Origin of the sequence: Agrococcus baldri (assembly GCA_900114805.1) — a bacterium.
Classification (GTDB): Bacteria; Actinomycetota; Actinomycetes; order Actinomycetales; family Microbacteriaceae; genus Agrococcus; species Agrococcus baldri.
In genome coordinates this window covers 260,501-283,405 of sequence record FOZN01000003.1, presented here as the reverse complement: position 1 = coordinate 283,405, position 22,905 = coordinate 260,501, and the positions used below count along the sequence as shown (strand labels likewise).

20 protein-coding genes and 1 tRNA gene are annotated in these 22,905 nt (G+C 71.3%); 11 read left to right on the top strand and 10 right to left on the bottom strand.

Annotated elements, in window-relative coordinates; all coding sequences use genetic code 11:
- Positions 1 to 56: 56 nt before the first annotated feature.
- Genes BM288_RS09620 through leuC form a run of 6 tightly spaced genes read right to left on the bottom strand, consistent with a single transcriptional unit; the run spans position 57 to position 6,383 of the window.
- The gene (locus BM288_RS09620) at positions 57 to 1,178 is read right to left on the bottom strand and encodes a D-alanine--D-alanine ligase family protein (protein ID WP_318255463.1); all 1,122 of its coding nucleotides are present in this window, start codon (positions 1,176 to 1,178) and stop codon (positions 57 to 59) included.
- Positions 1,179 to 1,180: 2 nt separating this feature from the next.
- On the bottom strand, positions 1,181 to 2,179 hold the full coding sequence (locus tag BM288_RS09615) for an NAD(P)H-dependent glycerol-3-phosphate dehydrogenase (RefSeq protein ID WP_092918331.1): 999 nt from the start codon (positions 2,177 to 2,179) through the stop codon (positions 1,181 to 1,183).
- On the bottom strand, positions 2,172 to 2,927 hold the full coding sequence (locus BM288_RS09610; protein WP_092918329.1) for a lysophospholipid acyltransferase family protein: 756 nt from the start codon (positions 2,925 to 2,927) through the stop codon (positions 2,172 to 2,174). Before BM288_RS09610 ends, BM288_RS09615 begins: the two co-directional genes overlap by 8 nt.
- Positions 2,927 to 4,243, bottom strand: a complete 1,317-nt coding sequence (gene murA / locus BM288_RS09605) for a UDP-N-acetylglucosamine 1-carboxyvinyltransferase (protein WP_092919039.1) — start codon at positions 4,241 to 4,243, stop codon at positions 2,927 to 2,929. Before murA ends, BM288_RS09610 begins: the two co-directional genes overlap by 1 nt.
- A gap of 41 nt (positions 4,244 to 4,284) precedes the next feature.
- Positions 4,285 to 4,893, bottom strand: a complete 609-nt coding sequence (leuD, locus tag BM288_RS09600) for a 3-isopropylmalate dehydratase small subunit (RefSeq protein ID WP_092918327.1) — start codon at positions 4,891 to 4,893, stop codon at positions 4,285 to 4,287.
- 2 nt (positions 4,894 to 4,895) lie between these two features.
- Positions 4,896 to 6,383, bottom strand: coding sequence for a 3-isopropylmalate dehydratase large subunit (leuC, locus tag BM288_RS09595; protein ID WP_092918325.1), 1,488 nt, complete (start codon positions 6,381 to 6,383; stop codon positions 4,896 to 4,898).
- Between the two features lie 168 nt (positions 6,384 to 6,551).
- Between leuC and BM288_RS09590 the strand changes: the two genes are divergently transcribed.
- Together BM288_RS09590 and BM288_RS09585 are read left to right on the top strand one after the other, a co-directional pair.
- On the top strand, positions 6,552 to 7,550 hold the full coding sequence (locus BM288_RS09590; protein WP_092918323.1) for a CorA family divalent cation transporter: 999 nt from the start codon (positions 6,552 to 6,554) through the stop codon (positions 7,548 to 7,550).
- A 26-nt stretch (positions 7,551 to 7,576) separates the two neighbouring features.
- Positions 7,577 to 8,575 carry a malate dehydrogenase gene (locus BM288_RS09585; RefSeq protein WP_092918321.1) on the top strand — a complete coding sequence of 333 codons (999 nt, stop codon included), beginning with the start codon at positions 7,577 to 7,579 and terminating at the stop codon, positions 8,573 to 8,575.
- 293 nt (positions 8,576 to 8,868) lie between these two features.
- On the opposite strand, the gene BM288_RS14490 is transcribed toward BM288_RS09585, so the two are convergent.
- Entirely contained in the window at positions 8,869 to 10,032 is a 1,164-nt protein-coding gene (locus BM288_RS14490; protein WP_318255462.1) for an endonuclease domain-containing protein, read from the bottom strand.
- A gap of 165 nt (positions 10,033 to 10,197) precedes the next feature.
- Between BM288_RS14490 and BM288_RS09575 the strand changes: the two genes are divergently transcribed.
- Positions 10,198 to 12,090: an FAD-binding monooxygenase gene (locus tag BM288_RS09575; RefSeq protein WP_092918317.1), complete on the top strand. Its 1,893-nt coding sequence runs from the start codon at positions 10,198 to 10,200 to the stop codon at positions 12,088 to 12,090.
- A 148-nt stretch (positions 12,091 to 12,238) separates the two neighbouring features.
- Here BM288_RS09575 and BM288_RS09570 read toward each other — a convergent pair.
- Positions 12,239 to 12,311: transfer RNA gene (locus tag BM288_RS09570), tRNA-Glu, on the bottom strand.
- Between the two features lie 83 nt (positions 12,312 to 12,394).
- Positions 12,395 to 13,285: a diacylglycerol/lipid kinase family protein gene (locus BM288_RS09565; protein WP_092918315.1), complete on the bottom strand. Its 891-nt coding sequence runs from the start codon at positions 13,283 to 13,285 to the stop codon at positions 12,395 to 12,397.
- 101 nt (positions 13,286 to 13,386) lie between these two features.
- On the opposite strand from BM288_RS09565, the gene BM288_RS09560 reads away from it, so the two are divergent.
- From BM288_RS09560 to BM288_RS09545, 4 genes are all read left to right on the top strand, one after another.
- A complete protein-coding gene (locus BM288_RS09560; protein WP_092918313.1) occupies positions 13,387 to 14,019 on the top strand; it encodes an MBL fold metallo-hydrolase in 633 nt (210 codons plus the stop codon).
- A gap of 40 nt (positions 14,020 to 14,059) precedes the next feature.
- The gene (locus BM288_RS09555; protein WP_092918311.1) at positions 14,060 to 14,821 is read left to right on the top strand and encodes a sulfite exporter TauE/SafE family protein; all 762 of its coding nucleotides are present in this window, start codon (positions 14,060 to 14,062) and stop codon (positions 14,819 to 14,821) included.
- A gap of 143 nt (positions 14,822 to 14,964) precedes the next feature.
- Positions 14,965 to 15,717: an IclR family transcriptional regulator gene (locus BM288_RS09550; RefSeq protein ID WP_092918309.1), complete on the top strand. Its 753-nt coding sequence runs from the start codon at positions 14,965 to 14,967 to the stop codon at positions 15,715 to 15,717.
- Positions 15,718 to 15,730: 13 nt separating this feature from the next.
- Entirely contained in the window at positions 15,731 to 16,483 is a 753-nt protein-coding gene (locus BM288_RS09545) for a sulfite exporter TauE/SafE family protein (RefSeq protein ID WP_177220337.1), read from the top strand.
- 47 nt (positions 16,484 to 16,530) lie between these two features.
- On the opposite strand, the gene BM288_RS09540 is transcribed toward BM288_RS09545, so the two are convergent.
- Positions 16,531 to 18,027, bottom strand: a complete 1,497-nt coding sequence (locus BM288_RS09540) for an APC family permease (RefSeq protein WP_092918305.1) — start codon at positions 18,025 to 18,027, stop codon at positions 16,531 to 16,533.
- A gap of 169 nt (positions 18,028 to 18,196) precedes the next feature.
- On the opposite strand from BM288_RS09540, the gene BM288_RS09535 reads away from it, so the two are divergent.
- Genes BM288_RS09535 through BM288_RS09520 form a run of 4 tightly spaced genes read left to right on the top strand, consistent with a single transcriptional unit; the run spans position 18,197 to position 22,901 of the window.
- Positions 18,197 to 19,219 carry an AraC-like ligand-binding domain-containing protein gene (locus tag BM288_RS09535; RefSeq protein ID WP_092918303.1) on the top strand — a complete coding sequence of 341 codons (1,023 nt, stop codon included), beginning with the start codon at positions 18,197 to 18,199 and terminating at the stop codon, positions 19,217 to 19,219.
- Between the two features lie 60 nt (positions 19,220 to 19,279).
- On the top strand, positions 19,280 to 21,364 hold the full coding sequence (locus BM288_RS09530; protein WP_092918301.1) for a primary-amine oxidase: 2,085 nt from the start codon (positions 19,280 to 19,282) through the stop codon (positions 21,362 to 21,364).
- A complete protein-coding gene (locus BM288_RS09525; protein ID WP_177220336.1) occupies positions 21,361 to 22,128 on the top strand; it encodes a MoaF C-terminal domain-containing protein in 768 nt (255 codons plus the stop codon). Before BM288_RS09530 ends, BM288_RS09525 begins: the two co-directional genes overlap by 4 nt.
- A complete protein-coding gene (locus tag BM288_RS09520; protein ID WP_092918297.1) occupies positions 22,125 to 22,901 on the top strand; it encodes an SDR family NAD(P)-dependent oxidoreductase in 777 nt (258 codons plus the stop codon). The genes BM288_RS09525 and BM288_RS09520 overlap by 4 nt, the downstream gene beginning before the upstream one ends.
- Positions 22,902 to 22,905 lie beyond the last annotated feature (4 nt).

Genomic DNA, 22,905 nt, shown 5'->3' with positions numbered 1-22,905 from the left:
CGTCCGCAGGCCCTCGCCGTCGAGGCGCCCGTGGCCGAACGTGAGCAGCGTGGTGGCTATCGCGCCGCTCGCAGTCCCAGCTCGATGAGCTCGCTGATCAGCTCGCCGTAGCTGATGCCGCTCGCCTGCCACACCACCGGGAACATCGAGATCGACGTGAAGCCGGGCATCGTGTTCACCTCGTTGAGCACGATGCCGTGCTCGGGCGAGACGAAGAAGTCGACGCGGGCCAGGCCCGAGCCGTCGATCGCCTCGAAGGCGTGGATGGCCGTGGCCTGCAGCGCCTCGACGGTCGCCTCGTCGAGGTCGGCAGGGCACACGGTGCGTGCCGTGGGCAGGCCGCGGTACTTGGCGTCGAAGTCGTAGAAGGTGCCCTCGTCGAGCACGATCTCGCCCGGCAGCGAGGCGCGAGCGCGGTCGCCGTCGTGCCCGCCGAGCACGCCCACCTCGATCTCGCGGCCGGTCACGCCCGCCTCGACCAGCGCCCTGGTGTCCTCCGCGAGCGCGAGATCCATCGCGGCGTCGAAGTCGAGCACGCTCGCGACCCGGCTGACGCCGACCGAGGATCCGGCGCGGGCGGGCTTCACGAACACCGGCATGGGGAAGTCGCCCAGCCGCGCGCGCACCGCATCGCGGTCGGCGGACCAATCGGCGCGCGAGACGGTCATCCACGGCGCGACCCGGATGCCGACGTGCTCGAGCACGGCCTTCGCGAAGTGCTTGTCCATCGCGACCGCGCTCGCCAGCACGCCGTTGCCGACGTACGGCATGTCGATCAGGTCGAGCTGACCCTGCACCGTGCCGTCCTCGCCGAAGCGGCCGTGCAGGATGGGGAAGACGATGTCGATCTCGCCCAGCTCGCGGACGCGGCCGGACGCATCCGTCGCCGTCAGCATGCGCGAGGTGCTGGAGGCGGGCAGCTGCACCGCGTCGCCCCCGGTCACCTCGGGCATGCGCTCGAGCGCGAGCGGTGCGGGGTCGTCGGCCTGCAGCACCAGCCGGCCATCGCGGGTGATGCCGATCGGCACCACCTCGTAGCGCTCGCGGTCGATGTGCTCGAGCACGCTGCCGGCGGTCGCGCACGAGATGGTGTGCTCGCTCGAGCGGCCGCCGAACAGCAGCGCGACGCGGGTCTTGCGGTCAGGCGGGCCGGACACCCGGTCGTCGTGCTGTGGCACGGTCACTCCTCGATCGGCTCGTCGTCGGTCGTCAGGTGCGGCGCGATGTCGCGCGGGTCCATCTCGCCGTCGAGCACCAGCCGCACCTGCTCGAGGATAGGCATCCGCACGCCCTTCGCGGCTGCGAGCTCTGCCACCGGGTCGACCGATGCCAGCCCTTCGGCGACCTGCTCCATGCGCGCGATGACGTCGGTGCGCGAGTAGCCCATGCCCAGCAGCCGGCCGGCGGTGAAGTTGCGCGAGAGCGGCGAGCCGCACGTGGCGATCAGATCGCCGAGGCCCGCGAGCCCGCGCATCGTCTTGCGCTCGGCACCGTGCGCGACGGCGAAGTCGGTCATCTCTGCGAGGCCGCGGGTGATGATCGAGGCCTTGGTGTTCTCGCCGTAGCCGACGCCGTCGACGATGCCGATCGCGAGCGCGACCAGGTTCTTGAGCACGCCGCCGAACTCGGTGCCGACCACGTCGGCGTTGATGAACGAGTGGAAGTAGTCGTTGCGCGCGAGCTTCGCGATCGCGCGGGCGGTGTCGCCGCTGCTCGAGGAGATCACGGCGGCCGTGGGCTGCTGCTGCGCGATCTCGAGCGCGAGGTTGGGGCCGGAGACCGCGGCGATGCGGGCGGCATCGACCTGCAGCTCCTGTGCGATCACCTCGGTCATGCGCAGTCGGGTGCCCGACTCGACGCCCTTCATCAGCGTCACGATCGGCACCCCGCGCTCGATCGCGTCGCCGTGGTCACGCAGCAGCTGCCGCAGCTGCTGGCTGGGGACGGCGAGGAAGACGGCGGATGCGTCGGCCAGGGCCGCGCGGATGTCGCTCGTCGCGCGCAGCCCGGCGGGCAGGGTGATGCCGGGCAGGTACCGGGTGTTCCGGCGGGACTCGTCGATCTCCCTGGCCGCTTCGGGACGGCGCGCCCACAGCACCGTGTCGGCGCCGCCGTCGGCGAGCACCTTTGCGAACGTGGTGCCCCAGCTGCCGGCCCCCAGGACGACGGCGTCAGCCATCGAACCGCCCCGTCTCGGCCTGCCCGTGCTGGCCGGGGTCGTGCCGCTGCGCCGGCGGCGTCTCGCCGCGCAGCTCACCGAGCAGCTCGGCGATCGCCGCCATCAGCCGCTCGGTGGCGGCGGTCATCGACCGCTGGTCGGTCCTGCCCTCGAACTCCGACAGGTCGATGGGCGGGCCGAAGAGGATCTGGATGTGCTTGCGCGGGAACGGGCGGATGCCCTTCCCGTAGCGCGGCATGAGGTGCTGGGTGCCCCAGTGCGCGGCAGGGATGAGCGGCACGCCGGCCTCGAGCGCCATGCGCACGGCACCCGTCTTGCCGCGCATCGGCCACAGATCCGGATCGCGCGTGAGCGAGCCCTCCGGGTAGATGATGACGCCGAGCTCCTCGCGCACGAGCGTGCGCGCGGCCTCCATGGGCGCGCCGCCGACCGTGGCGCGGCCGCTGCGCTCGACGGGGATCTGGCCGGCGGCCGTCAGGATGCGACCGAACACGGGGATCTTGAACAGGCTGGCCTTCGCCATGAAGCGCGGCACGCGGCCCGACTTCCAGATGGCGATGGCCATCACGAGCGGGTCGATCTCGCTGTAGTGGTTCGGCGAGAGCACGAAGGCGCCCGTGGTCGGGACGTGCTCATGACCGCGGATGTGCAGCTTCGCCATCGCCGTCATCGGCGGGATGATCGTGGCCGCGAGCCCCATGTAGACAGGCGTGCGCTCGCCCTTCGGCGGCTTCCCCGGCAGCGCCATCAGCCCTCCACGTCGAAGTCTGCGCCCAGCGCCTCCAGCTTCTCGATGAAGCGCTCGTAGCCGCGCGCGATGATGCCGACGTTCGAGATGTGGCTCGTCCCCGCCGCCGTGAGCGCTGCCACCAGGTGGCTGAAGCCGCCGCGCAGGTCGGGCACCGTGATGTCGGCGCCGTGCAGCTCGACCGGGCCGGCGATCACTGCCGAGTGCTCGTAGTTGCGCTGGCCGAAGCGGCAGGCGTGGCTGCCGAGGCAGTCGGTGTGGATCTGGATGTAGGCGCCCATCTCCACCAGCGCCTCGGTGAAGCCGAAGCGCTGCTCGTAGACGGTCTCGTGCACGATCGAGATGCCCTCGGCCTTCGTGAGCGCGACCACGAGCGGCTGCTGCCAGTCCGTCATGAAGCCGGGGTGCACATCCGTCTCCACCACGACCGGCTTCAGCGCGCCGCCCGGGTGCCAGAAGCGGATGCCGTCGTCCTGGATACGGAAGGCGCCGCCGGCCTTGCGGAAGACGTTGAGGAACGTCGTCATCTCGGGCTGCCGTGCGCCCTCGAGGAAGATGTCGCCGTCGGTCGCGAGCGCCGCGCATGCCCAGGAGGCGGCCTCGTTGCGGTCGAACAGGGCGGTGTGGCTGTAGCCGACCAGCTTGTCGACGCCCTCGATGCGGATCGTGCGGTCGGTGTCGACCTGGATCTCGGCGCCCATCTTCTGCAGGATCGCGATGAGATCCATGATCTCGGGCTCGACGGCGGCGTTGGCGAGCTCGGTGCGGCCCTTCGCGCGCACCGCGCCCAGCAGCACCTGTTCGGTCGCGCCCACCGAGGGGTAGGGCAGCGCGATCTTGGCGCCGTGCAGTCCGTTCGGCGCCGTCATGCGGATGCCGCTGGGCAGCTTCTCGACCACGGCGCCGAAGTTGCGCAGCACGTCGAGGTGGAAGTCGATCGGGCGGTCGCCGATGTGGCAGCCGCCCAGGTCGGGGATGAAGGCCTCGCCGAGCTGGTGCAGCAGCGGCCCGCAGAACAGGATGGGGATGCGGCTGGAGCCGGCGTGCGCGTTGATCGAGGTCTCGTGCGCGGTGCGCACGTTCGCGGGGTCGAGCCGCAGCGTGTCGCCGTCGCGCTCGACGCTCACGCCGTGCAGCTCGAGCAGTCCCTGCACGACGCGCACGTCGCTGATCTCCGGCACGCTGCGCAGCTCGGAGGGGCCCTCGCCCAGGAGCGCCGCGACCATCGCCTTGGTGACGAGGTTCTTGGCGCCCTTCATCTGGATGCTGCCCTTGAGCGGCTTGCCGCCGCGCACGGTGATGCGGTCGACGTTCATGCCGACGGCGGCACCCGCGCTCTTGCTGAACTCGGTGAGGTTCACTGCGTTCCCTCTCTGACGGGCTGCGTGGTCGGCATCCAGGAGGGACGCTTCGCCTCGAACGCCGTGATCGCGGCCTCTTCGCGGAGGGTCAGTGCGATGTCGTCGAGGCCTTCGAGCAGGCGCCAGCGAGTGTAGTCGTCGATCTGGAAGTCGTGGGTAACGCCGTCGGCGGTCGCGGTGCGCGCCTCGAGGTCGACGGTGATCTGCGCACCCGGGCTTGCCTTCGCAACAGCCCAGAGCGCCTCCATCGTCTCCTCGGAGATCTGGCCGACGAGCAGGCCTTGCTTGCCGGCGTTGCCGCGGAAGATCTCGCCGAAGCGCGGGCCGAGGACGGCGCTGAAGCCGAAGTCGCGCAGCGCCCAGACGGCGTGCTCGCGGCTCGAGCCGGTGCCGAAGTCGTGCCCGACGACGAGGACGCCGCCGTGCGTGTACGGCTCCTGGTTGAGCACGAACTCGGGGTCCTGCCGCCACGAGTGGAAGAGCGCGTCGTCGTAGCCGGTCTTCGTGACGCGCTTGAGGAACACCGCGGGGATGATCTGGTCGGTGTCGACGTTCGAGCGCTCCAGCGGCACGATCGTGCCGGTCAGCGTGCTGATCTTCTCCATGCTCAGACCTCCTCGGCCAGCTGCTGGGTCTGCACATCGGCGATCTGCAGCTCATCGGCGGTCACATTGCGCGCCTCGGCCTCTGTCTCCTGCAGATCCCAGGGGCTCGAGAGCGTGCCGCGGATCGCGGTCGCGGCCGCGACCAGCGGCGAGACCAGGTGGGTGCGGCCGCCCTTGCCCTGGCGGCCCTCGAAGTTGCGGTTCGAGGTCGATGCGCAGCGCTCGCCGGGGGCGAGCTGGTCGGGGTTCATGCCCAGGCACATCGAGCAGCCCGCGAAGCGCCACTCGGCGCCGAAGTCCTTGAAGACCTTGTCGAGCCCCAGCGCCTCCGCCTCGAGCCGCACCCGTGCCGAGCCCGGCACGACCATGACCTTCACCCCATCCGCCTTCTGCTTGCCGCGGATGATCTCGGCGGCGGCCGTGAGGTCCTCGACGCGCGAGTTGGTGCAGGAGCCGATGAAGACGGTGTCGACCGGGATGTCCTTGAGCTTGGTGCCCGGCTGCAGATCCATGTACTCGAGGGCGCGCTCGGCGGCGGCACGGTCGGTCGGATCGGTGAACGAGTCGGGCGCCGGCACCTCGCCGGAGAGCGAGACGCCCTGGCCGGGGTTCGTGCCCCAGGTGACGAAGGGCTCGAGCTCGTTCGCGTCGATCAAGATCTCGTTGTCGAACACCGCGTCCTCGTCGGTCGGCAGCGTCTTCCAGTACTCGACCGCCGCATCCCAGTCCGCGCCCTGCGGCGCGTGCGGCTTGTCCTTGACGTACGCGAAGGTGGTCTCGTCGGGCGCGACCATGCCGGCGCGGGCGCCCGCCTCGATCGACATGTTGCAGATCGTCATGCGGCCCTCGACCGAGAGCGCGCGGATGGCGCTGCCGCGGTACTCGAAGACGTAGCCGGCGCCGCCGCCGGTGCCGGTCTTGGCGATCACGGCGAGGATGATGTCCTTCGCCGTCACGCCCGGGCGCAGCTCGCCCTCGACGTTGATGGCCATCGTCTTGAAGGGCTTCAGCGGCAGCGTCTGCGTGGCCATGACGTGCTCGACCTCGCTGGTGCCGATGCCGAACGCCATCGCGCCGAACGCGCCGTGCGTCGAGGTGTGCGAGTCACCGCAGACGACCGTGATGCCGGGCATGGTGAGCCCCAGCTGCGGGCCGACCAGGTGCACGATGCCCTGCTCCTTGTCGCCCAGCGAGTGGATGCGGACGCCGAACTCCTCGGCGTTCTGCCGCAGCGTGTCGATCTGCTTGCGGCTGGTCGGATCCTGGATGGGCTTGTCGATCTCGAGCGTCGGGGTGTTGTGGTCCTCCGTCGCGACCGTCAGGTCGGTGCGGCGCATCGAGCGGCCCGCCTGGCGGAGCCCGTCGAAGGCCTGCGGGCTGGTCACCTCGTGCACGAGGTGGAGGTCGATGTAGATGAGGTCGGGCGCGCCGTCCTCGCCCTTCACGACGACGTGGTCGTCCCACACCTTCTCAGCGAGCGTCTTGCCCATACGGTTCTCTCCCAACACGGACGGGCTCCCGCGCACCGAGGAAGGCAGTGCGGCCCGTCTGCCAAGTCTACGCGCGAGCCCGTGCTGATCCTCTTTCGGCGAACGCCGGGTGGCAGGCGGACCGCTGGGCCTATATTGCGAGCGTGAGTCGCACCGGAGGGATCGCACATGGCCATCGCTGACGCATCCGTCTGGACGGCCAATGGCAGGGTCGCGGGCCGAGTGCCGTTCAACGAGCTGCTGGAATCCGCCGCCCGCCACGACGGCTTCGCCTGGATCGAGCTCGTCGACCCCAGCGAGGACGAGCTGCTCGCCGTCGCGCGCGAGCTCGAGCTGCACCACCTGCTCGTCGAGGACGTGCTGCAGCAGGGGCAGCGATCGAAGCTCGAGCCCTATGACGGCATCACCTATTGCGTCGTGCACCGGCTGGAGCGGCAGCATGATGCGCTCGTGCCCGAGGAGCTGCACGCCATCATCGCCAGTCGCTGCGCCGTGACCGTCTCGTGGGGTGCGCCGCTCGAGACGCTGCGCGAGCGGCTCGCCGCGGGCATCCCCTCGATCCCCCGCTCCCCCACGGCGCTGCTGTACCTGCTGCTGGACGAGACCGCCGACGCGCACGCCGAGCTCGCCGAGGAGCTGCGCGAGCAGGTCGTCGAGATCGAGGCAGCGTTCTTCGGCGACGCCGACCCTGCGACGGTCGACGTATACCGGGCGATGCGACGAGTGCTGGCGCTCGAGCGGGTCGCCGAGCCCATCGCTGGCATCGTCGAGCGCTTCGCCGCCCGGCTGCCCGACGCTGCCGCCGAGCTGCGCCACCACCTGCGCGACGTCGACGACCACGCGCGCCGCACCGCCGCGCGCGCGGGCGGCATGCGCAACCTGCTCACCGGCCTCCTGCAGCTGGCCGCGGCCCGGGTGACCGAGCGGCAGAACGACGAGATGCGCGCCATGACCGAGCAGCAGGTGGTGCAGAACGACCAGACGAAGCGCGTCACCTCCTGGGCAGCGATCCTCTTCGCGCCCACCCTGATCGCCGGCATCTACGGCATGAACTTCCGCACCATGCCCGAGCTGCACTGGCTGCTCGGCTATCCCTTCGCGCTGCTGCTGATGGCGCTGCTGGCGGCCGGGCTGTACGTGGCGTTCAAGCGCAAGCACTGGCTGTGAGGAGCCCGCCACGGTTGGATGAGGGCATGGACGACTCCGCACCCCGCCCCGCGACCGTGACCGTCACCGGCGGTGCCGGCCAGATCGGCTACCAGCTGCTGTTCCGCATCGCCGCGGGCGACATGCTGGGCTCTGACCAGCCGGTGCGGCTGCGCATCCTCGAGACCGAGCAGGCGCTGCCTGCGCTGGAGGGCGTCGTGATGGAGCTGCACGACGCCGCGTTCCCGCTGCTGACGTCGGTGGAGACGACGGCGGATGCGGCGGTCGCCTTCGAGGGGGCCGATCACGCGCTGCTCGTGGGCGCGCGGCCGCGCGGGAAGGGCATGGAGCGCGGCGACCTGCTGGCCGCCAACGGCGCCATCTTCGCCGCGCAGGGACGCGCCATCCAGGAGCGCGCGAGCGCCGGCATCCGCATCACCGTCACGGGCAACCCGGCGAACACGAATGCGCTGATCGCGGCGGCGGCCGCGCCTGACATCCCGCGGGAGCGCTTCTCGGCGCTCACCCGCCTCGACCACAACCGCGCACTGGCGCAGCTGGCGGCCAAGACCGGCGCCGCCGTGGGCGACATCCGCCGCATGATCGTGTGGGGCAACCACTCTGCGACGCAGGTGCCCGACCTGACGCACGCCGTGGTCAATGGCCGGCCTGCGATCGAGCTGGTGGAGCGCGAGTGGGTGACGGGCACGTTCGTGCCCACCGTCGCCAACCGAGGTGCCGCCATCATCGAGGCCCGCGGCGCGTCGTCGGCGGCCTCTGCGGCCTCGGCGACGATCGACCACGTGCGCTCGTGGATGCTGGGGACGCCGGCCGACGACTGGACTTCGATGTCGGTCGTCTCGCGCGGTGAATACGGTGTGCCTGAGGGGCTGGTCTCGTCGTTCCCCGTCACGTGCGCGGGCGGCGCATGGTCGATCGTGGAGGGCCTGGCGATGGACGCCGACGTGCGCGCGCAGCTCGACGCCTCGGTGGCCGAGCTCGCTGCCGAGCGCGATGCAGTGCGGGCTCTCGGCTCGATGGGCTGACGCGCGCTACGGCTGCACGCTTCCCGCTTCCGCTCCCCGTCCGCTGCGACGTGCCGCCGCCGGCCGTCCGCCTCGTCCGCTGCGACGTACCGCCGCCGGCCGGCTGGCCGCCTCGTCCGTCCCGAGCAGAGGAGGACCTCCCGATCTGGCGCCGATCGAGGAGAAATCGTCCTCTTCTCGCACCATCTCCTCTGCTCAGAACATCCGCGCACTCGGTGCGTCTGCCGACCGGCCGTCGAGCCGCCGTCGCCGCCGACGGGTGGTCGAGCCGCCGGTCGCCGCCGACGGGGTCGTCACGCCGCCGAACACGCTCGCCCTGCTGCCGAACCGCCAGGTCGTCCCTGCGCCATCACTGCCGCGATGGTGGCGATGGTGCGCGGCCGGTCATGCACGACGTCCGCATAGCCGAAGCGCAGCCAGCGGTCGCCGCGGTCAGTGATCGCGCGGTTGCGCTTTCGATCCTTGGCGGCCTGCTTCGGCTCGTCGTGCCACTCCGATCCATCGGCTTCCACGTAGAGCCAGCCGTCGATCAGCAGGTCGCTGAACCCGCCGCCTGGAGCCGCCACCTGCGACTCGACGCGCCAGCCACGCTCGAGGCACGGCACGCGCACGAGCGTCTCGAGGCCGGATTGCGCTTTGGCCTCAAGGAGCCGACGCCAGGGGCGGCACCGCTGCGGCAGTCGGCGGAAGAGCTCGTCGATCTGCTCCTCGGCGATCAGCCCTTGATGCCAGGCGCTGTCGATCGATGCGATCGCGTCGTCGTGCGGCACACGCTTGGCGTGCTGCAACAGCGCATCCAGCACGCCCACGCGCCACTGCTTCGCATCCACCTCGAACGGCGCCCAGATGCGATCCGCAGTCGTCATCGCTCCCGCACCCGTGCTCGGCCTCGTCGCGATCTGCAGCCGCGGCACGTGCGTGACCCAGACGCCGTAGCTGGCCAGCGCAGTCGCGCCGCCGAGCACGCCACCTGCTTCGAGCGCGGTGATGATTGCCTGATCGGCTTCGGGGAGCACGACCCACCTGCGACCAACGCTCTGCAGGTCGCCGCGCTCGACGGCTGCGCGGATGCTGCGGCCCGCGTGCCCCAGGGCGCGCAAGGCGACCCGGGTCGTGGCACCGCCAGCGGCAAGCAGATCCGATCGCAGGTCGCGCATGGTCGCATCATGCGACACGGCGCGGTCGCGGGCGGTCCGGACGGCGTCGCCTGTGGACAGCGCCGGCCGGGAGCGCCACGAGTCGCAGCGCGGAGGACGAGGCGCGAGCAGAGGGATACAACCGAGGGACGAAATGGAGGAAGCGTCGCGAGCAGAGGAAGCGTCGCGAGCAGAGGAAGCGTCGCGAGCAGAGGAAGCGTCGCGAGCAGAGGAAGCGTCGCGAGCAGAGGACGATTTCTCCTCGTTCTGAAGCGGATCCCGAATCGTTCCTCTGCTCGGGACACCGAGGCGGTGGCGCACGCGACGCGGCGAGGGCGGGCGCTCGCCGCAGAACGGGGCGCGGCTGGCGCTTGTCTCACACGGGCGACCGCTCTATGCTCGAGAACAATAATCGAAGCACGTGTTCATATATAGAACACGCTTGACGATGACGTCAGTCGTCTCACACAGGAGTGAGGAAGCCCCGTGCAGTTCCACCACCACGGATACGTATCCACCGACCCGCGCGTGCAGCCCGCGGCAGGCATCGGCCTCGACCGGCCGGCCGACCTCCCGGACGAGGTCGACGTGCTGATCGTCGGCTCCGGCCCCGCGGGCATGATCACGGCAGCGCAGCTCGCGCAGTTCCCGGATGTCAACGTGCGCATCATCGAGCGCCGGCCCGGCCGCCTCGCGATCGGCCAGGCCGACGGCATCCAGGCGCGCAGCGTCGAGACGTTCCAGGCGTTCGGCTTCGCCGACCACATCATCGCCGAGGCCTACCGCATCAGCGAGATGGCCTTCTGGGGCCCTGACCCCGAAAACCCCTCCCGCATCATCCGCACCTCGAGCCCCGAGGACGACCCCGCCGGCATCAGCGAGTTCCCGCACCTGATCGTCAACCAGGCGCGCGTGCTCGACTACTTCGCCCAGGCCGCGGCCTTCGCGCCTGGACGCGTCACGCCCGACTACGGCTACGAGCTCACGGGCCTGACGGTCACCGGAGAGGGCGAGTACCCGGTGGAGGTGACGGTCGCGCACACCGACGGCGAGCGCAGCGGCGAGCGCACCATCCGCGCCAAGTACGTCGTCGGCGCCGACGGCGCTCGCAGCGAGGTGCGCGCCGCGATCGGCTGCACGCTCGCCGGCCAGTCGGCGAACCACGCGTGGGGCGTCATGGACGTACTGGCCAACACCGACTTCCCCGACATCCGCACCAAGTGCGCCATCCAATCCTCCGCCGGCGGCAACATCCTGCTCATCCCGCGGGAGGGCGGCTACCTGTTCCGGATGTACGTCGACCTCGGCGAGGTGCCAGAGGACGACGATCACAAGGTGCGCAGCACGCCGATGGCAGAGGTCATCCGCAGAGCGAACGAGATCATCGCGCCCTACACGCTCGACGTGAAGAACATCGCCTGGAGCTCGATCTACGAGGTCGGCCACCGCATCACCGACCGCTTCGACGACGTGCTCGCCGAGGACCGCGGCACGCGCACGCCGCGCGTGTTCATCACCGGCGACGCGTGCCACACGCACAGCGCGAAGGCCGGTCAGGGCATGAACGTCTCGATGCAGGACGGCTGGAACATCGGCTGGAAGCTCGGGCACGTGCTCGACGGCCGGGCCGACGAGGCGCTGCTCGACACCTACTCGCTCGAGCGCCAGGTGGTCGCGCAGAACCTCATCGACTTCGACAAGGAGTGGTCGACGCTGATGGCGAAGCCCGCGAGCGAGTTCGAGAACCCGCAAGCGGTCGCCGACTTCTACACGCAGACGATGGAGTTCCCGGCCGGCTTCATGACCGAGTACGAGCCGTCGATGATCGTCGCCGACAGCGCGCAGCAGGAGCTCGCGACCGGCTTCCCGCTCGGCAAGCGCTTCAAGTCGGCGCGCGCGACGAAGGTGGCCGACACCAACGACGTGCACATCGGCCACTTCCACACCGCCGACGGCCGCTGGCGCATCTATGCGTTCGCCGACGCCGCCGCACCGGGCGAGGCATCGGCGATGACCGACTGGGCGGAGTGGATCGCGAACGACCCCGAGTCGCCCATCGCCGTGCACACGCCCGCCGGTGCCGACACGAGCTCGCTGTTCGACATCCGGGCGATCTACCAGCAGCAGCACGACGACGTCTGGCTCAACCGGGTGCCGGATGCGTTCAAGCCGATCGTGGGGCCGTTCGAGCTCGTCAACCTCGAGAACGTCTACGCGGCGCTGCCGAACGACGACATCTTCGACATCCGCGGCATCTCGCGCGATGGCGCCGTCGTCGTGGTGCGCCCCGACCACTACGTGGCGCACATCCTGCCGCTGGGCGCGACGGCCGAGCTGGCGGCGTTCTTCCGCGGCGCGCTGCGGCCCGCCTCGCGGTAGCCACGGGCGAGCGGATGGGCTCCGGCCGGCGGCCGGGGCCCGTCCCGTCTGCGCTCGGCGCGGGCCGCGCAGCGCGCGGTCTGCCCGCGGGATCCTTGCCCGCGCATGCGAAGAGCCCCCGGTCCGTGGACCGGGGGCTCTTCTGCTGTGACCCCAGCGGGATTCGAACCCGCGTTACCGCCGTGAGAGGGCGGCGTACTAGGCCGCTATACGATGGGGCCTTGTCGCTTCACTTGCGTTTGCAACCTGGATAGTTTGCCACACGATCTGCCCGTGCGCCAAATCGGCGGCGGCGCGCTCGCGATCAGCGGATGCGCAGCACCCGCAGCGCCCCCGGCAAGACGCTGCAGCGCACCGGCAGGCGCCCGACGATCTCGCCGTCCGCGCACACGATCACGGTCTCGCCGCTCGCCAGCTCGGCCGTCTCGCAGTCGACCACGTGCACGCGCGGATCGGCCTCGTGGCGGCCGCGCAGCACCTTGCCGAGCAGCCACAGGAAGCGCGGGTAGGAGAGCTCGTCGGCGAACACCGCCGTCAGCCGACCGTCCCGCAGATCGGCCCCCGGCGCGATGGGGATGCTGCCGCCGAAGATGCGGTTGTTGGCGATCGCGGCCACCAGCGTGCGCCAGGTGCGCGCCTCTCCGCCGTCGAGCCGCACCTGGAAGCTGCGGTGCCTCGGCCGCAGCACGGTGGCGAGGATGGCGGCCTGGTAGCGCAGCCGGCTCGGCACCCGGGTGAAGCCGAACGAGCGCACGTTGACGTCGGCGTCGAAGCCCACCGAGACGATGCCGGCGGCCAGCGCTACGCCGTCGGGATGCTCGATGCGCACCAGGTCGATGGGGTCGGGCTCCGCGCCCAGCAGCGCCTCCAACGAGGCGACCACCTGCTCCGTCGAACCGAGTCCGAGGGTCTTCGCGAAGTCGTTGCCGCTGCCGCTGGGCACGATGATCAGCCGCTTGGACGTGCCGCCGACGATGTTGGCCGCCAGGTGCACCATGCCGTCCCCGCCCACCACGACCAGCACATCCGCCCCGATCATCGCGAAGCGCGTCTGCTCCAGCTGGCCGGCGTAGTCGACGGCGGCGATGTGCTGCACCTCATGGCCGAGGTCGGCGATGCGGGCGGCCACGATCGCGCCCACCGGCGCGGTGCGCCCGAAGCGCGCGGTGGGGTTGGAGGCGACGACGACCTGCACCGTCTGAGCCTACGGCCGCCGCCGTCGCAGGAAGCGCCGCGCCGCACCGCCGGACACGCGCGACTCGACCCCTCAGGCGTGCGGCCGATATCGTGGCTGGCATGCGAGTGACCAAGCGAGAGCACGCGTGCATGATCCTCGGCGACGAAGGGCAGAGCCTGGTCATCGACCCGGGCAACCAGACCGGCCCGATCTCGGCGCCGGGACTCGTCGCGATCGTGATCACCCACGAGCACGCCGACCACTGGGATGCCGAGCACCTCGCCACCCTGCGCGCCAGCAATCCGAATGTGCCGATCTACGGCCCCGCGGGCGTCGCCGAGGCCGCTGAAGGCTTCGACGTGACGGTCGTCGAGGCGGGTGAGCGCGTCACCGCCAGCCCGTTCAGGCTGCGCTTCTTCGGCGGCACGCACGCCGAGATCCACCGCTCGATCCCGCGGGTCGACAACCTCGGCGTGCTCGTGAACGAGCGCTTCTACTACCCGGGCGACTCCTACGCGGTGCCCGACGTGCCGGTCGAGCTGCTCGCGACCCCCGCCGGCGCGCCCTGGCTGAAGATCGGCGAGGTGATGGATTTCGTGAGCGAGGTCGCGCCGAAGATGACCTTCGCCGTGCACGACGCCCCACTGTCGGAGATGGGCCTGGCCATGGCGCACGCGCGCATCGAGGGCGCGGTCAGCGCGGGGGGCGGCGAGCACCACCGCCTCTCCCCCGGCGACGCGATCGAGCTCTGACCCGCCGCGCTGATCGCGCGCAGGCAGGTGCCGCCGGCGCGTGATCGATCCCTTCACGCTGCTGCTCTACGCGGCGGCCCTCTTCGTCGCGACCGTCGCGCAGCGCGTCATCGGCCTGGGCTTCGGGCTGGTCATGGGCCCGGTCTCGGCGATCGTCGCCGGCCCGATCGCCGCGGTGCCGCTCAACTGCATCTTCGCGGTCGTCGCCTGCAGCCTGATGCTGCCGGGGGTCTGGCGCGACATCGACTGGCGCCGCATGGCATGGCTGCTCGCGCCCGCCATCCCGGCGAGCGTCGCGGGGCTGCTGCTGGCGCGCGCGGTGTCGACGGATGCGCTGCGCGTCACGATCGGGATCGTCGCGATCGCGGGCGTGCTGGTCTCCGTCGTCTTCACCCGCACCTCGCACACGCTCGACGGGCCGACCACCCGGCTCGTCTCCGGGGTGGCGATCGGCGGCTTCAACGCCGCGGTCGGCGTCGGCGCCCCGCTGGTGGGCGCGTATGCGCTGGTGAGCCGCTGGGATCCGCGCGTGCTCGCCGCCACCATGCAGCCCTTCTGGGTCATCCTCAACCTCGTGACCCTCGCCGAGCGACAGCTCCTGGTGCCCGACGGCTTCCCGCAGTGGCCGTGGTGGGCGTGGCTCGGCGCCGGTGCCGCCGCCGCCGTCGGCACGCTGTTCGCGCACCGCATCGCCGATCACATCTCGCCCCGCGTCGCGCGCTGGACGATCATCGTGCTCTCGCTCATCGGCGGCGCCGCGGTGATCGCGACGGGCGTGTCCGGCATCGTCGGCGCCGCCTGACGATGCTCGCGACGGGCGTGACCGGCATCGACGCCGCCTGAAGCGCACGCTCACAGATCCACTATCTGAACGCTGTGTTCTATGCTCGATCATGAGTCCGCGTCCGACCGCGCGCGGCGCGATGGTGACGAGAGCGAGCGACGATGCCCGAGACCAAGCCGACGCCCGCCAGCCCCGCAGCGACAGCTTCCGGCGCCGCAGCGAAGCCCGAGACCAGCGGCTCGCAGACGCTCTCGCGCGGCCTCACCGCGCTGTCGCTGCTGGCCGATCACGGCAGCCAGTCGATCCAGTCGCTCGCCGCGCTGCTCGGCGTGCACCGCTCGGTCGCCTACCGCCTGGTGCGCACCCTCGAAGAGCACCGCCTGGTGGTGCGCGACAGCGGCGGCATGCTCTCGCTCGGCCCGCAGCTGGTCATCCTTGCGCGCGACGTCGAGCACGACCTGCAGTCGGCCTCGCTCCCCCACCTGCAGCAGCTCGCCGACGAGCTCGGCGCGACCGCCTTCCTGACGGTGCGCGACGGCGACGACGCCGTCACCCTCGTGACGGCCGTGCCCCGCGGCGTCAACGCATCCGTCGCCCAGCACCCCGGCCACCGCCACCCCATCGCGCTCGGTGCGCCCGGCATCGCCCTGCAGGCCATGCTGAGCGAGGCCACCTGGCGCGAGCTGGGCCACGACGAGCCCATGCACCCGGCGGTCGCCGACGTGCGCGCGCAGGGCTTCGCGGTGAGCGCGAACGAGGTGATCCAGGGCATCACGTCGGTGGGCGCCCCGATCAGGGCGCGCGGCATGACGGATGCGTCGGTCGCGGTGGTCACGGTCGGCGAGCCGGACGCGCAGGCGCTGGGCGCCGCCGTGCTGCGTGCGGCCAGGGCGATCGAGGCCGACCTGCGCTAGCGGGTCGCCGCGCATGGATCTCGTCTCGTTCGTCGTCGCGCTGGTGGCCGTGCTGATCGGCGCCGCCGGTCAGCGCATGATCGGCATGGGCTGGGGCCTCGTCGTCACGCCCGCGGTCGCGCTGGTCGCCGGCCCGCTCGCGGCGGTGCTGGTGGTGAACCTCTACGGCGCGCTCGCCTGCATGGTGATCCTGCCGAAGGTCTGGCACGACATCGATTGGAAGCGGCTGCTGTGGCTGGCCGTGCCCGCGGTCGCGCTCATGGTGCCGGGCCTGCTGCTGGCGAAGGGGCTCGACACCGACGTGCTGCGCATCGCCGTCGGCGTCATCGCCATGGCAGGCGTCGTCATCACGGTCGCCTTCACGACCGCCGAGCGCTCGCACGACGGACCGGCGCTGCGGATCGCGACCGGCGCGACGATCGGCGTGCTGAACGCGAGCGTCGGCATGGGCGCGCCCGCGCTCGGCGTCTACACGCTGCTCTCCGGCTGGCAGGACCGCACCTTCGTCGCCACCATGCAGCCGTTCTGGGTGATCGTCAGCGGCGTCATCGTCGCCGTGCGGCCGTTCGTGGCGCCCGAGGGCAGCCCCGACTGGCCGCTGTGGGCGTGGCTGCTGCTCTGCGTGCCGGTGGTCGCGGGCGTGCTGCTCGGCAACCGGCTGGCGCACCTCGTGAACCGCACCGTCGTGCGCTGGTCGATCATCGCGCTGTCGGTGCTCGGCGGGGCGGCGCTCATCGTGACGGGCGCGCTCGGGCTGCTGGCGTGAGGAAGGGGCGCATCCGCCCACACGGATGCGCCCCTGCCCAGTCGGCGTCAGGCCCGTACGGGCTCCTCGTCCAACTCGTCCAGCCGCTCGATGTCCGCATCGAGCCCGCGGTACACCTCGGGCTTCCGCGAGCGCAGGTACGCCGCGTAGCCGACGCCGCCGATCACGGCCAGCAGCAGCAGCCACGGCATCAGCCGCACGTACAGCGCTTCGGAGCCGGCGACCAGGGTGAAGTTGAACAGCGCGCCGATGCTGAACCCGAGCAGGGCGAGGAAGCCGAGTCCGGGCGCGATCAGCGTGCTCCACAGCCGCGGGTCGGAGCGCTTGCGGAAGTACACGACGACCGCCAGCGCCGCGATCGTCTGCACGATCATGATCGCGAGCGTGGCGAAGCCGAGCCCCACCGGCACGAGCGTGAGCACGGGAGGCAGCGGGGCGCCGTCGGGGTCGGTCTCGACGAAGATGGCGAAGATGCCGGCCACGGCGACCGCGAAGACCAGGTTCACCAGCTGCGCGCGCTCGGGCGCGCCGTTGCGGTTCGTCTTCGAGAGCCAGCGCGGCAGCACGCGCGCCCGTCCGAGCGCGTAGAGGTAGCGTGCGGCCGAGTTGTGGAAGGCGAGCTGCGCCGCGAACAGGCTTACGACGAGCAGCACGAGCGCCACCATGCCGACGACCGGCCCCAGGTAGGTGTCGATCAGCACGAGCGTCATGTCGCCAGCGGCCAGGTGGTCGAGCGCCGACTCCTGCGCATCCTGCACGCCCACGGCGCTGACGATCGCCCAGCCGACGATCGCGTGGATGACGCCGATCGCGATGATCGCCGTGTAGGTGGCGCGCGGGATCGTCTTGCGCGGCTCGCGGGCCTCCTCGCTGAACAGTGCCGTCGCCTCGAAGCCGATGAACGCCGTCGCGACCATGAGGAACGCGATCCAGATCGAGCCGCCGATGAGGATCTCGGGGCTGAGCGCCAGCGTGAAGGCCTCGAGGCTGAACCCGGTCTGCACCAGGACGGAGATCGCGAACGCCACCAGGATGAGCGTCTCGAGCACCAGGGCCACGCCCAGCACCACGGCGCTCATGTGGATGCCCGAGCGGGCCAGCAGGAAGACGATCACGAACAGCACGAGACCGGCGATGAACCAGTGCACCTCGAAGCCGAACAGCGCGGGCAGCACCACCGCTCCGGTGAAGAAGCCGATGGTGCCGAGCGCACCCGCGACGAAGAAGTTGTAGCCCAACGTCGCGATCAGGCCGGTGATCAGCCCCGCCGTGCGGCCGAGCCCTCGCACCGCGATGGCGTAGAAGCCTCCGGCGTTGACCAGCTCCTTCGACATCTGCGCGTAGCCGATGGCGAACAGCAGCAGCGCCAGCGCGACGACGATCACCGCGACCGGGATGCCGCCGCCGTTGCCGAATCCGATCGCGAGCGGCAGGACCACGATCGCGACGGTCAGCGGCGCGACCGCGGCGAGGACGAGGAACACGACGGCTGGGACGCCGAGCTGGTTCGCCTTGAGAGCACCATGCTGTACTTCGGTGTCCATGGGACTCCTTCGTTCGATGGACCGATTTGCACTCATGGTGCCCCCATAGGGTCCGCAGACGATTGCCTGCGAGCGCTGAAGCATTGACTGTCGGCGCGCAGACACCGGCACCCGATAGCACAGCTACCCTGGGAGCACGGCCGCGACGGGGCGGCCGCAGGAGGGCCCAGTGACCGACATCTTCGACTTCCCGCCGCTGGAGGCGCCGTTCGTCGACCTCGCGCAGTGGCGGCGCGACACCACCGAGAACTTCGTGCCGCTCGACGTGCACCCGCTGGGCGAGAGCCCGTTCCGGGCACGCGCGAGCCGCGTCGACGTCGGCGAGGTCTCCGTCTTCCGCATCGAGCACACCGCGAGCATCGTGGCGCGCACACCGGCGCTCGTCAGCCGCGGCGCCACCGATCTCATCAAGGTCAGCCTGCAGCTCTCGGGCGAGGAGCTGATCGAGCAGGACGGCCGCGTGGCCCTGCTGCACCCGGGCGATCTCGCGATCTACGACACCTCCCGCCCGTACACCCTGCGCTTCGACGGCACGACGAGCCTTGTCGTCATCACCTTCCCCCACGGCTACCTCGACATCCCCCGCGAGGAGCTCGCCTCGGTCACGGCGACGGCCTTCCCGCTCGAGTCGCCGCTGGGCAGGGTCGTCAACCCGTTCCTCGTCGGTCTCGCCCAGAGCCTCGCTCAGCTGCCGGCCGAGCACGGGCAGCGCCTCGCCCGCTCGGGGCTCGACCTGCTGATGACGCTCATCCACACCCAGCTCAAGGAGGGCGTGCGGCGCGACCCGCGACGGCAGCTGCTGCACGAGCTGCTCGGCACCATCGACGAGCTGCTCGGTGACCCGGAACTCTCCCCGGCGCAGGTCGCCGACGCGCACTTCATCTCCACCCGCCACCTCCACGCGGTCTTCGCCGAGCGCGGCATCACGGTCGCCGGATGGATCCGCGAGCGCCGCCTCGAGCGCATCCGCCGCGACCTCACCGATGCGCAGCTGGCGGATCTGCCGATCGCGCGCATCGCGTCGCGCTGGGGGCTCGTCAACCCGGCGCACTTCTCGCGCCTGTTCCGCGCCACGTTCGGTCACAGCCCGACCGAGTACCGGGTCGCGGCCAGCGTGCACGAGCAGGCGACGAGCGTGTACGAGCAGGCGACAGGCGTGCACGAGCAGGCGACGGCAAGCGCCCTGCACTAGCGGGCAAGCCAGCGCTCCGGTTGCCGCCTACCGTGGAGGCACGCTGGACGAGGAGGTCCCATGCCCGACACGACGCACACCCATGGCGCGCGCGACTCCCACCTGGCCGAGGCGACGCATCCGCTCGACGCACTCGCGCCTGCCGAGATCGACAGGGTGCGCCGAGCGCTCGACGCCGCCGGCGAGCTGCTCGACGACACCCGGTTCCCGTTGCAGCTGCTGCTCGAGGCGCCCAAGGCGCAGCTCGCGGCATGGCGACCCGGCCAGCCGCTCGGCCGCCGCGTGCTGACGACCCTGCTCGACACCGGCTCGGGCCGGGTGCGCGAAGCGGTCGTCTCGCTCGACGACGACAGGGTCGAATCGATCCAGACGCTGCCCACCGCCGAGGCTCCCTACGGGCAGCCGCCGTACCTGTTCGAGGAGTACGAGCTGGTCGACCGCGTGGTGAAGGCGGATGCCGGCTGGCGCAGGGCCATGGAGGCGCGCGGACTCACCGAGTGGGAGCACGCGCTCGTGGTGCCGCTCGCACCCGGGCAGTTCGGCGAGACCGACGAAGTCGGCAAGCGCATGATGCGCTCGCTGACGTTCATGCCGCCCGGCGAGCACGACAACCCCTGGTCGTTCCCCGTCGAGGGGCTGGTGCTGATGGTGGACGTCACCGAGCAGCGCGTCGTGAAGCTCGTCGACGAGCGGCAGGTGCCGGTGCCCGTGCTCGAGGGCTTCAACTACGACGACGAGGCCGTCGGCGAGCGCCGCACCTCGCTCAAGCCGCTCTCGATCACCCAGCCGGAGGGACCGAGCTTCTCGGTCGACGGCAGCGAGGTGACCTGGGAGCAGTGGCGGTTCCGCGTCGGCTTCTCGATGCGCGAGGGGCTCGTGCTGCATCAGCTCGGCTGGCAGGACGGCGACGAGCTGCGGCCGGTGCTGCACCGGGCGAGCGTGCCCGAGATGGTGGTGCCCTACGGCGACACGAGCGAGACCCGCCGCTGGATCAGCTACTTCGACGCCGGAGAGTACAACCTGGGCAAGAACGCCAACTCGCTGCAGCTCGGCTGCGACTGCGTCGGCGCGATCCACTACTTCGACGCGCACGTCGCTGCAGACACCGGCGAGTCGATCACCATCCCGCGCGCGATCTGCATGCACGAGGAGGACTACGGGGTGCTCTGGAAGCACCGCGAGCTCGACGGCGAGACGACCCACGGCCGCCGCTCGCGCCGGCTCGTCGTCTCCTACTGGGCGACGGTCGGCAACTACGACTACGGGTTCTTCTGGTACCTCTACCTCGACGGCTCGATCCAGTTCGAGGCGAAGGCGACCGGCATCGTCTTCGCGGGCGCCGACGCTCCCGGCAGCATCCTGCCGAGCGCGACCGAGATGGCACCGGGCCTGTTCGCGCCCATCCACCAGCACATCTTCTGCGCGCGGCTCGACTTCGACGTCGACGGCACCGACAACTACGTCGACCAGGTCGACCTGGTGCGCGTGCCGATGGGCGAGGAGAACCCGTGGGGCAACGCCTTCAGCTACCGGCGCGATCGCATCACGGCCGCATCCGGCATGCAGGGCGACGGGGCCTTCGGCCGCACCTGGCACATCGGTTCGTCGAGCCGCACCAACGCGGTCGGCAGGCCGACGGAGTTCCAGCTCATCCCCGAGGCCAGGGCGACGCTCATGGCAGATCCGGCCTCGACGGTGCACGCGCGCGCCACCTTCGCCACCGAGCACCTCTGGGTGACGGCGCACCGCGATGACGACCTCTATCCCGCCGGCCGCTACCCCAACCAGCACTCCGGGGGCGCCGGCCTGCCCGCGTCGGTGGAGGCGGGCGGCGAAGTCGACGGCGGCGATCTCGTGGTGTGGCACTCGTTCGGCCTCACGCACATCCCGCGCCCCGAGGACTGGCCCATCATGCCGGTCGACTACTCGGGCTTCTGGGTGAAGCCCTACGGCTTCCTCGACCGCAATCCGGCGCTCGACGTGCCGGAGGCAGGGGGCGGATGCGGCTGCGCCGGCGGCGCGTGCACGTGCGGCCCCGACGGCGGTCACGAGCACGGCCACGGCGGCCACCAGCGCGGAGAGGACCACGACGGCCACCACGGCCATCACGGCGACGACGGCGACGACCACGTGGCGATCCGATGAGCGAGTTCATCTCGGTCGGCGATCTCGGGCGCGGCATGGAGGCGCACGGCGACGTGCTGCCGGCCGTGGATGCCCTCGCGGGCCGCGAGCTCGACCTCGAGGGCGAGCGCATCGCGTTCGGCGAGGACGGCACGGCCGACCTCGGCGGCGAGCGGGGCGACGCGCACGTCACGGCGATCCGGCCGGGCGTCTTGATGGCCAGGCAGCTCTCGGGCGACCGGGGCCTGGAGCTGCTGGTGCTCGCCGACGGCGGGTTCACGCGCGTCTCCGCACGGCTGCCGGATGCCCCGACCGCGCGCGAGAGCGCCTGGACGCGCGTGCAGCGCGGCGACGATCCGACCGGCGTGACGGCCGCCTTCCGGCACGGCCTGGTCGACGCGGGCGGCAGCCGACACGCGCCCACCCGCGAGCTGGTCGGGCTGCGCAACCGCTACACCTACTCCCCCACCGAGTCGTACGAGCACATCTACCTCTCCGAGCACCGGTACACCTGGCACTGCCTCTCGGGCGTGGAGGCGGGCCTGGCCGACACGGACGCGTGCGACGCCATCCGCGTCGCCGAGGGCCTCGTGCTGTTCGTCTGGCGGGAGAAGATCGTGCCCACGCTCGGGGCCGTGCTCATCGACCTGCAGCAGTTGCGCTCCGACGGGGCGCTGTTCGGCGACGACGCGTTCGAGCCCGGCAGCCCGACCGTCTTCCCGGTCGGCAGCCGCTTCGAGGTCGTGAACGCCACTCCCTACCTCGTGGAGGAGCCCCAGAGATGACCGGCGCGATCGTCACGGGCGGCGGCACCGGCATCGGCAGGGCCGTCGCGCTGCAGCTCGCCCGCGAGGGTTGGCACGTGGTCGTCACCGGCCGCCGCGCGGCGCCGCTCGAGGACACGGCCGCGCTGGCACCCGAGCGCATCCGCGCCGTGGCGGCCGACGCGTCCGATCGGCAGGCGATGGATGCGGTGGTGCAGACCGCGCTCGAGTCCGGTCCGCTCGGCGCGCTCATCACGAGCGCCGGCGGGCACGGGTACTCGTCGGTGGCCGAGACCACCGACGAGGAGTGGTCGTCCTCGCTGCAGGCGAACCTGACGACCGCGTTCGTCGCCTGCCGCGCGGCGCTGCCGGCGCTGGCGGACGGCGGCGGCTCGATCGTCATCGTCTCGTCGCTCGCGGGGATCCGCGCTGCCCCGGAGACGACCGGCTACACCGTGGGCAAGCACGCGCTCCTGGGGCTCATGCGGCAGATCGCCCGCGACGGGGGCCGCGACGGCGTGCGGGCGAACGCGGTGTGCCCCGGCTGGGTGCGCACCCCCATGGCCGACGAGGAGATGGGCGTGCTGATCGAGCAGGGTCGCGCCGCGACGCTCGACGAGGCGTACGCGCTCGTCACGCGCGACGTGCCGCTGGGCCGGGCAGCGCAGCCCGAGGAGGTCGCCGAGCTCGCCTGCTTCCTCGCCGGGCCTGCGAGCTCCTACCTCACCGGCGCGACGATCGTCATCGACGGCGGCGCCCACGTCGTGGACGTGCCGACGCTCGCATTCGGCTGAGCCG

Bases quoted from the DNA above. Each gene is read 5' to 3' on its own strand.
- BM288_RS09615 (WP_092918331.1), bottom strand. From the start codon at position 2,179: ATGGCTGACGCCGTCGTCCTGGGGGCCGGCAGCTGGGGCACCACGTTC.
- BM288_RS09610 (WP_092918329.1), bottom strand. From the start codon at position 2,927: ATGGCGCTGCCGGGGAAGCCGCCGAAGGGCGAGCGCACGCCTGTCTAC.
- murA (WP_092919039.1), bottom strand. From the start codon at position 4,243: ATGAACGTCGACCGCATCACCGTGCGCGGCGGCAAGCCGCTCAAGGGC.
- leuD (WP_092918327.1), bottom strand. From the start codon at position 4,893: ATGGAGAAGATCAGCACGCTGACCGGCACGATCGTGCCGCTGGAGCGC.
- leuC (WP_092918325.1), bottom strand. From the start codon at position 6,383: ATGGGCAAGACGCTCGCTGAGAAGGTGTGGGACGACCACGTCGTCGTG.
- BM288_RS09590 (WP_092918323.1), top strand. From the start codon at position 6,552: ATGGCCATCGCTGACGCATCCGTCTGGACGGCCAATGGCAGGGTCGCG.
- BM288_RS09585 (WP_092918321.1), top strand. From the start codon at position 7,577: ATGGACGACTCCGCACCCCGCCCCGCGACCGTGACCGTCACCGGCGGT.
- BM288_RS09560 (WP_092918313.1), top strand. From the start codon at position 13,387: ATGCGAGTGACCAAGCGAGAGCACGCGTGCATGATCCTCGGCGACGAA.
- BM288_RS09550 (WP_092918309.1), top strand. From the start codon at position 14,965: ATGCCCGAGACCAAGCCGACGCCCGCCAGCCCCGCAGCGACAGCTTCC.
- BM288_RS09545 (WP_177220337.1), top strand. From the start codon at position 15,731: ATGGATCTCGTCTCGTTCGTCGTCGCGCTGGTGGCCGTGCTGATCGGC.
- BM288_RS09540 (WP_092918305.1), bottom strand. From the start codon at position 18,027: ATGGACACCGAAGTACAGCATGGTGCTCTCAAGGCGAACCAGCTCGGC.
- BM288_RS09530 (WP_092918301.1), top strand. From the start codon at position 19,280: ATGCCCGACACGACGCACACCCATGGCGCGCGCGACTCCCACCTGGCC.
- BM288_RS09525 (WP_177220336.1), top strand. From the start codon at position 21,361: ATGAGCGAGTTCATCTCGGTCGGCGATCTCGGGCGCGGCATGGAGGCG.
- BM288_RS09520 (WP_092918297.1), top strand. From the start codon at position 22,125: ATGACCGGCGCGATCGTCACGGGCGGCGGCACCGGCATCGGCAGGGCC.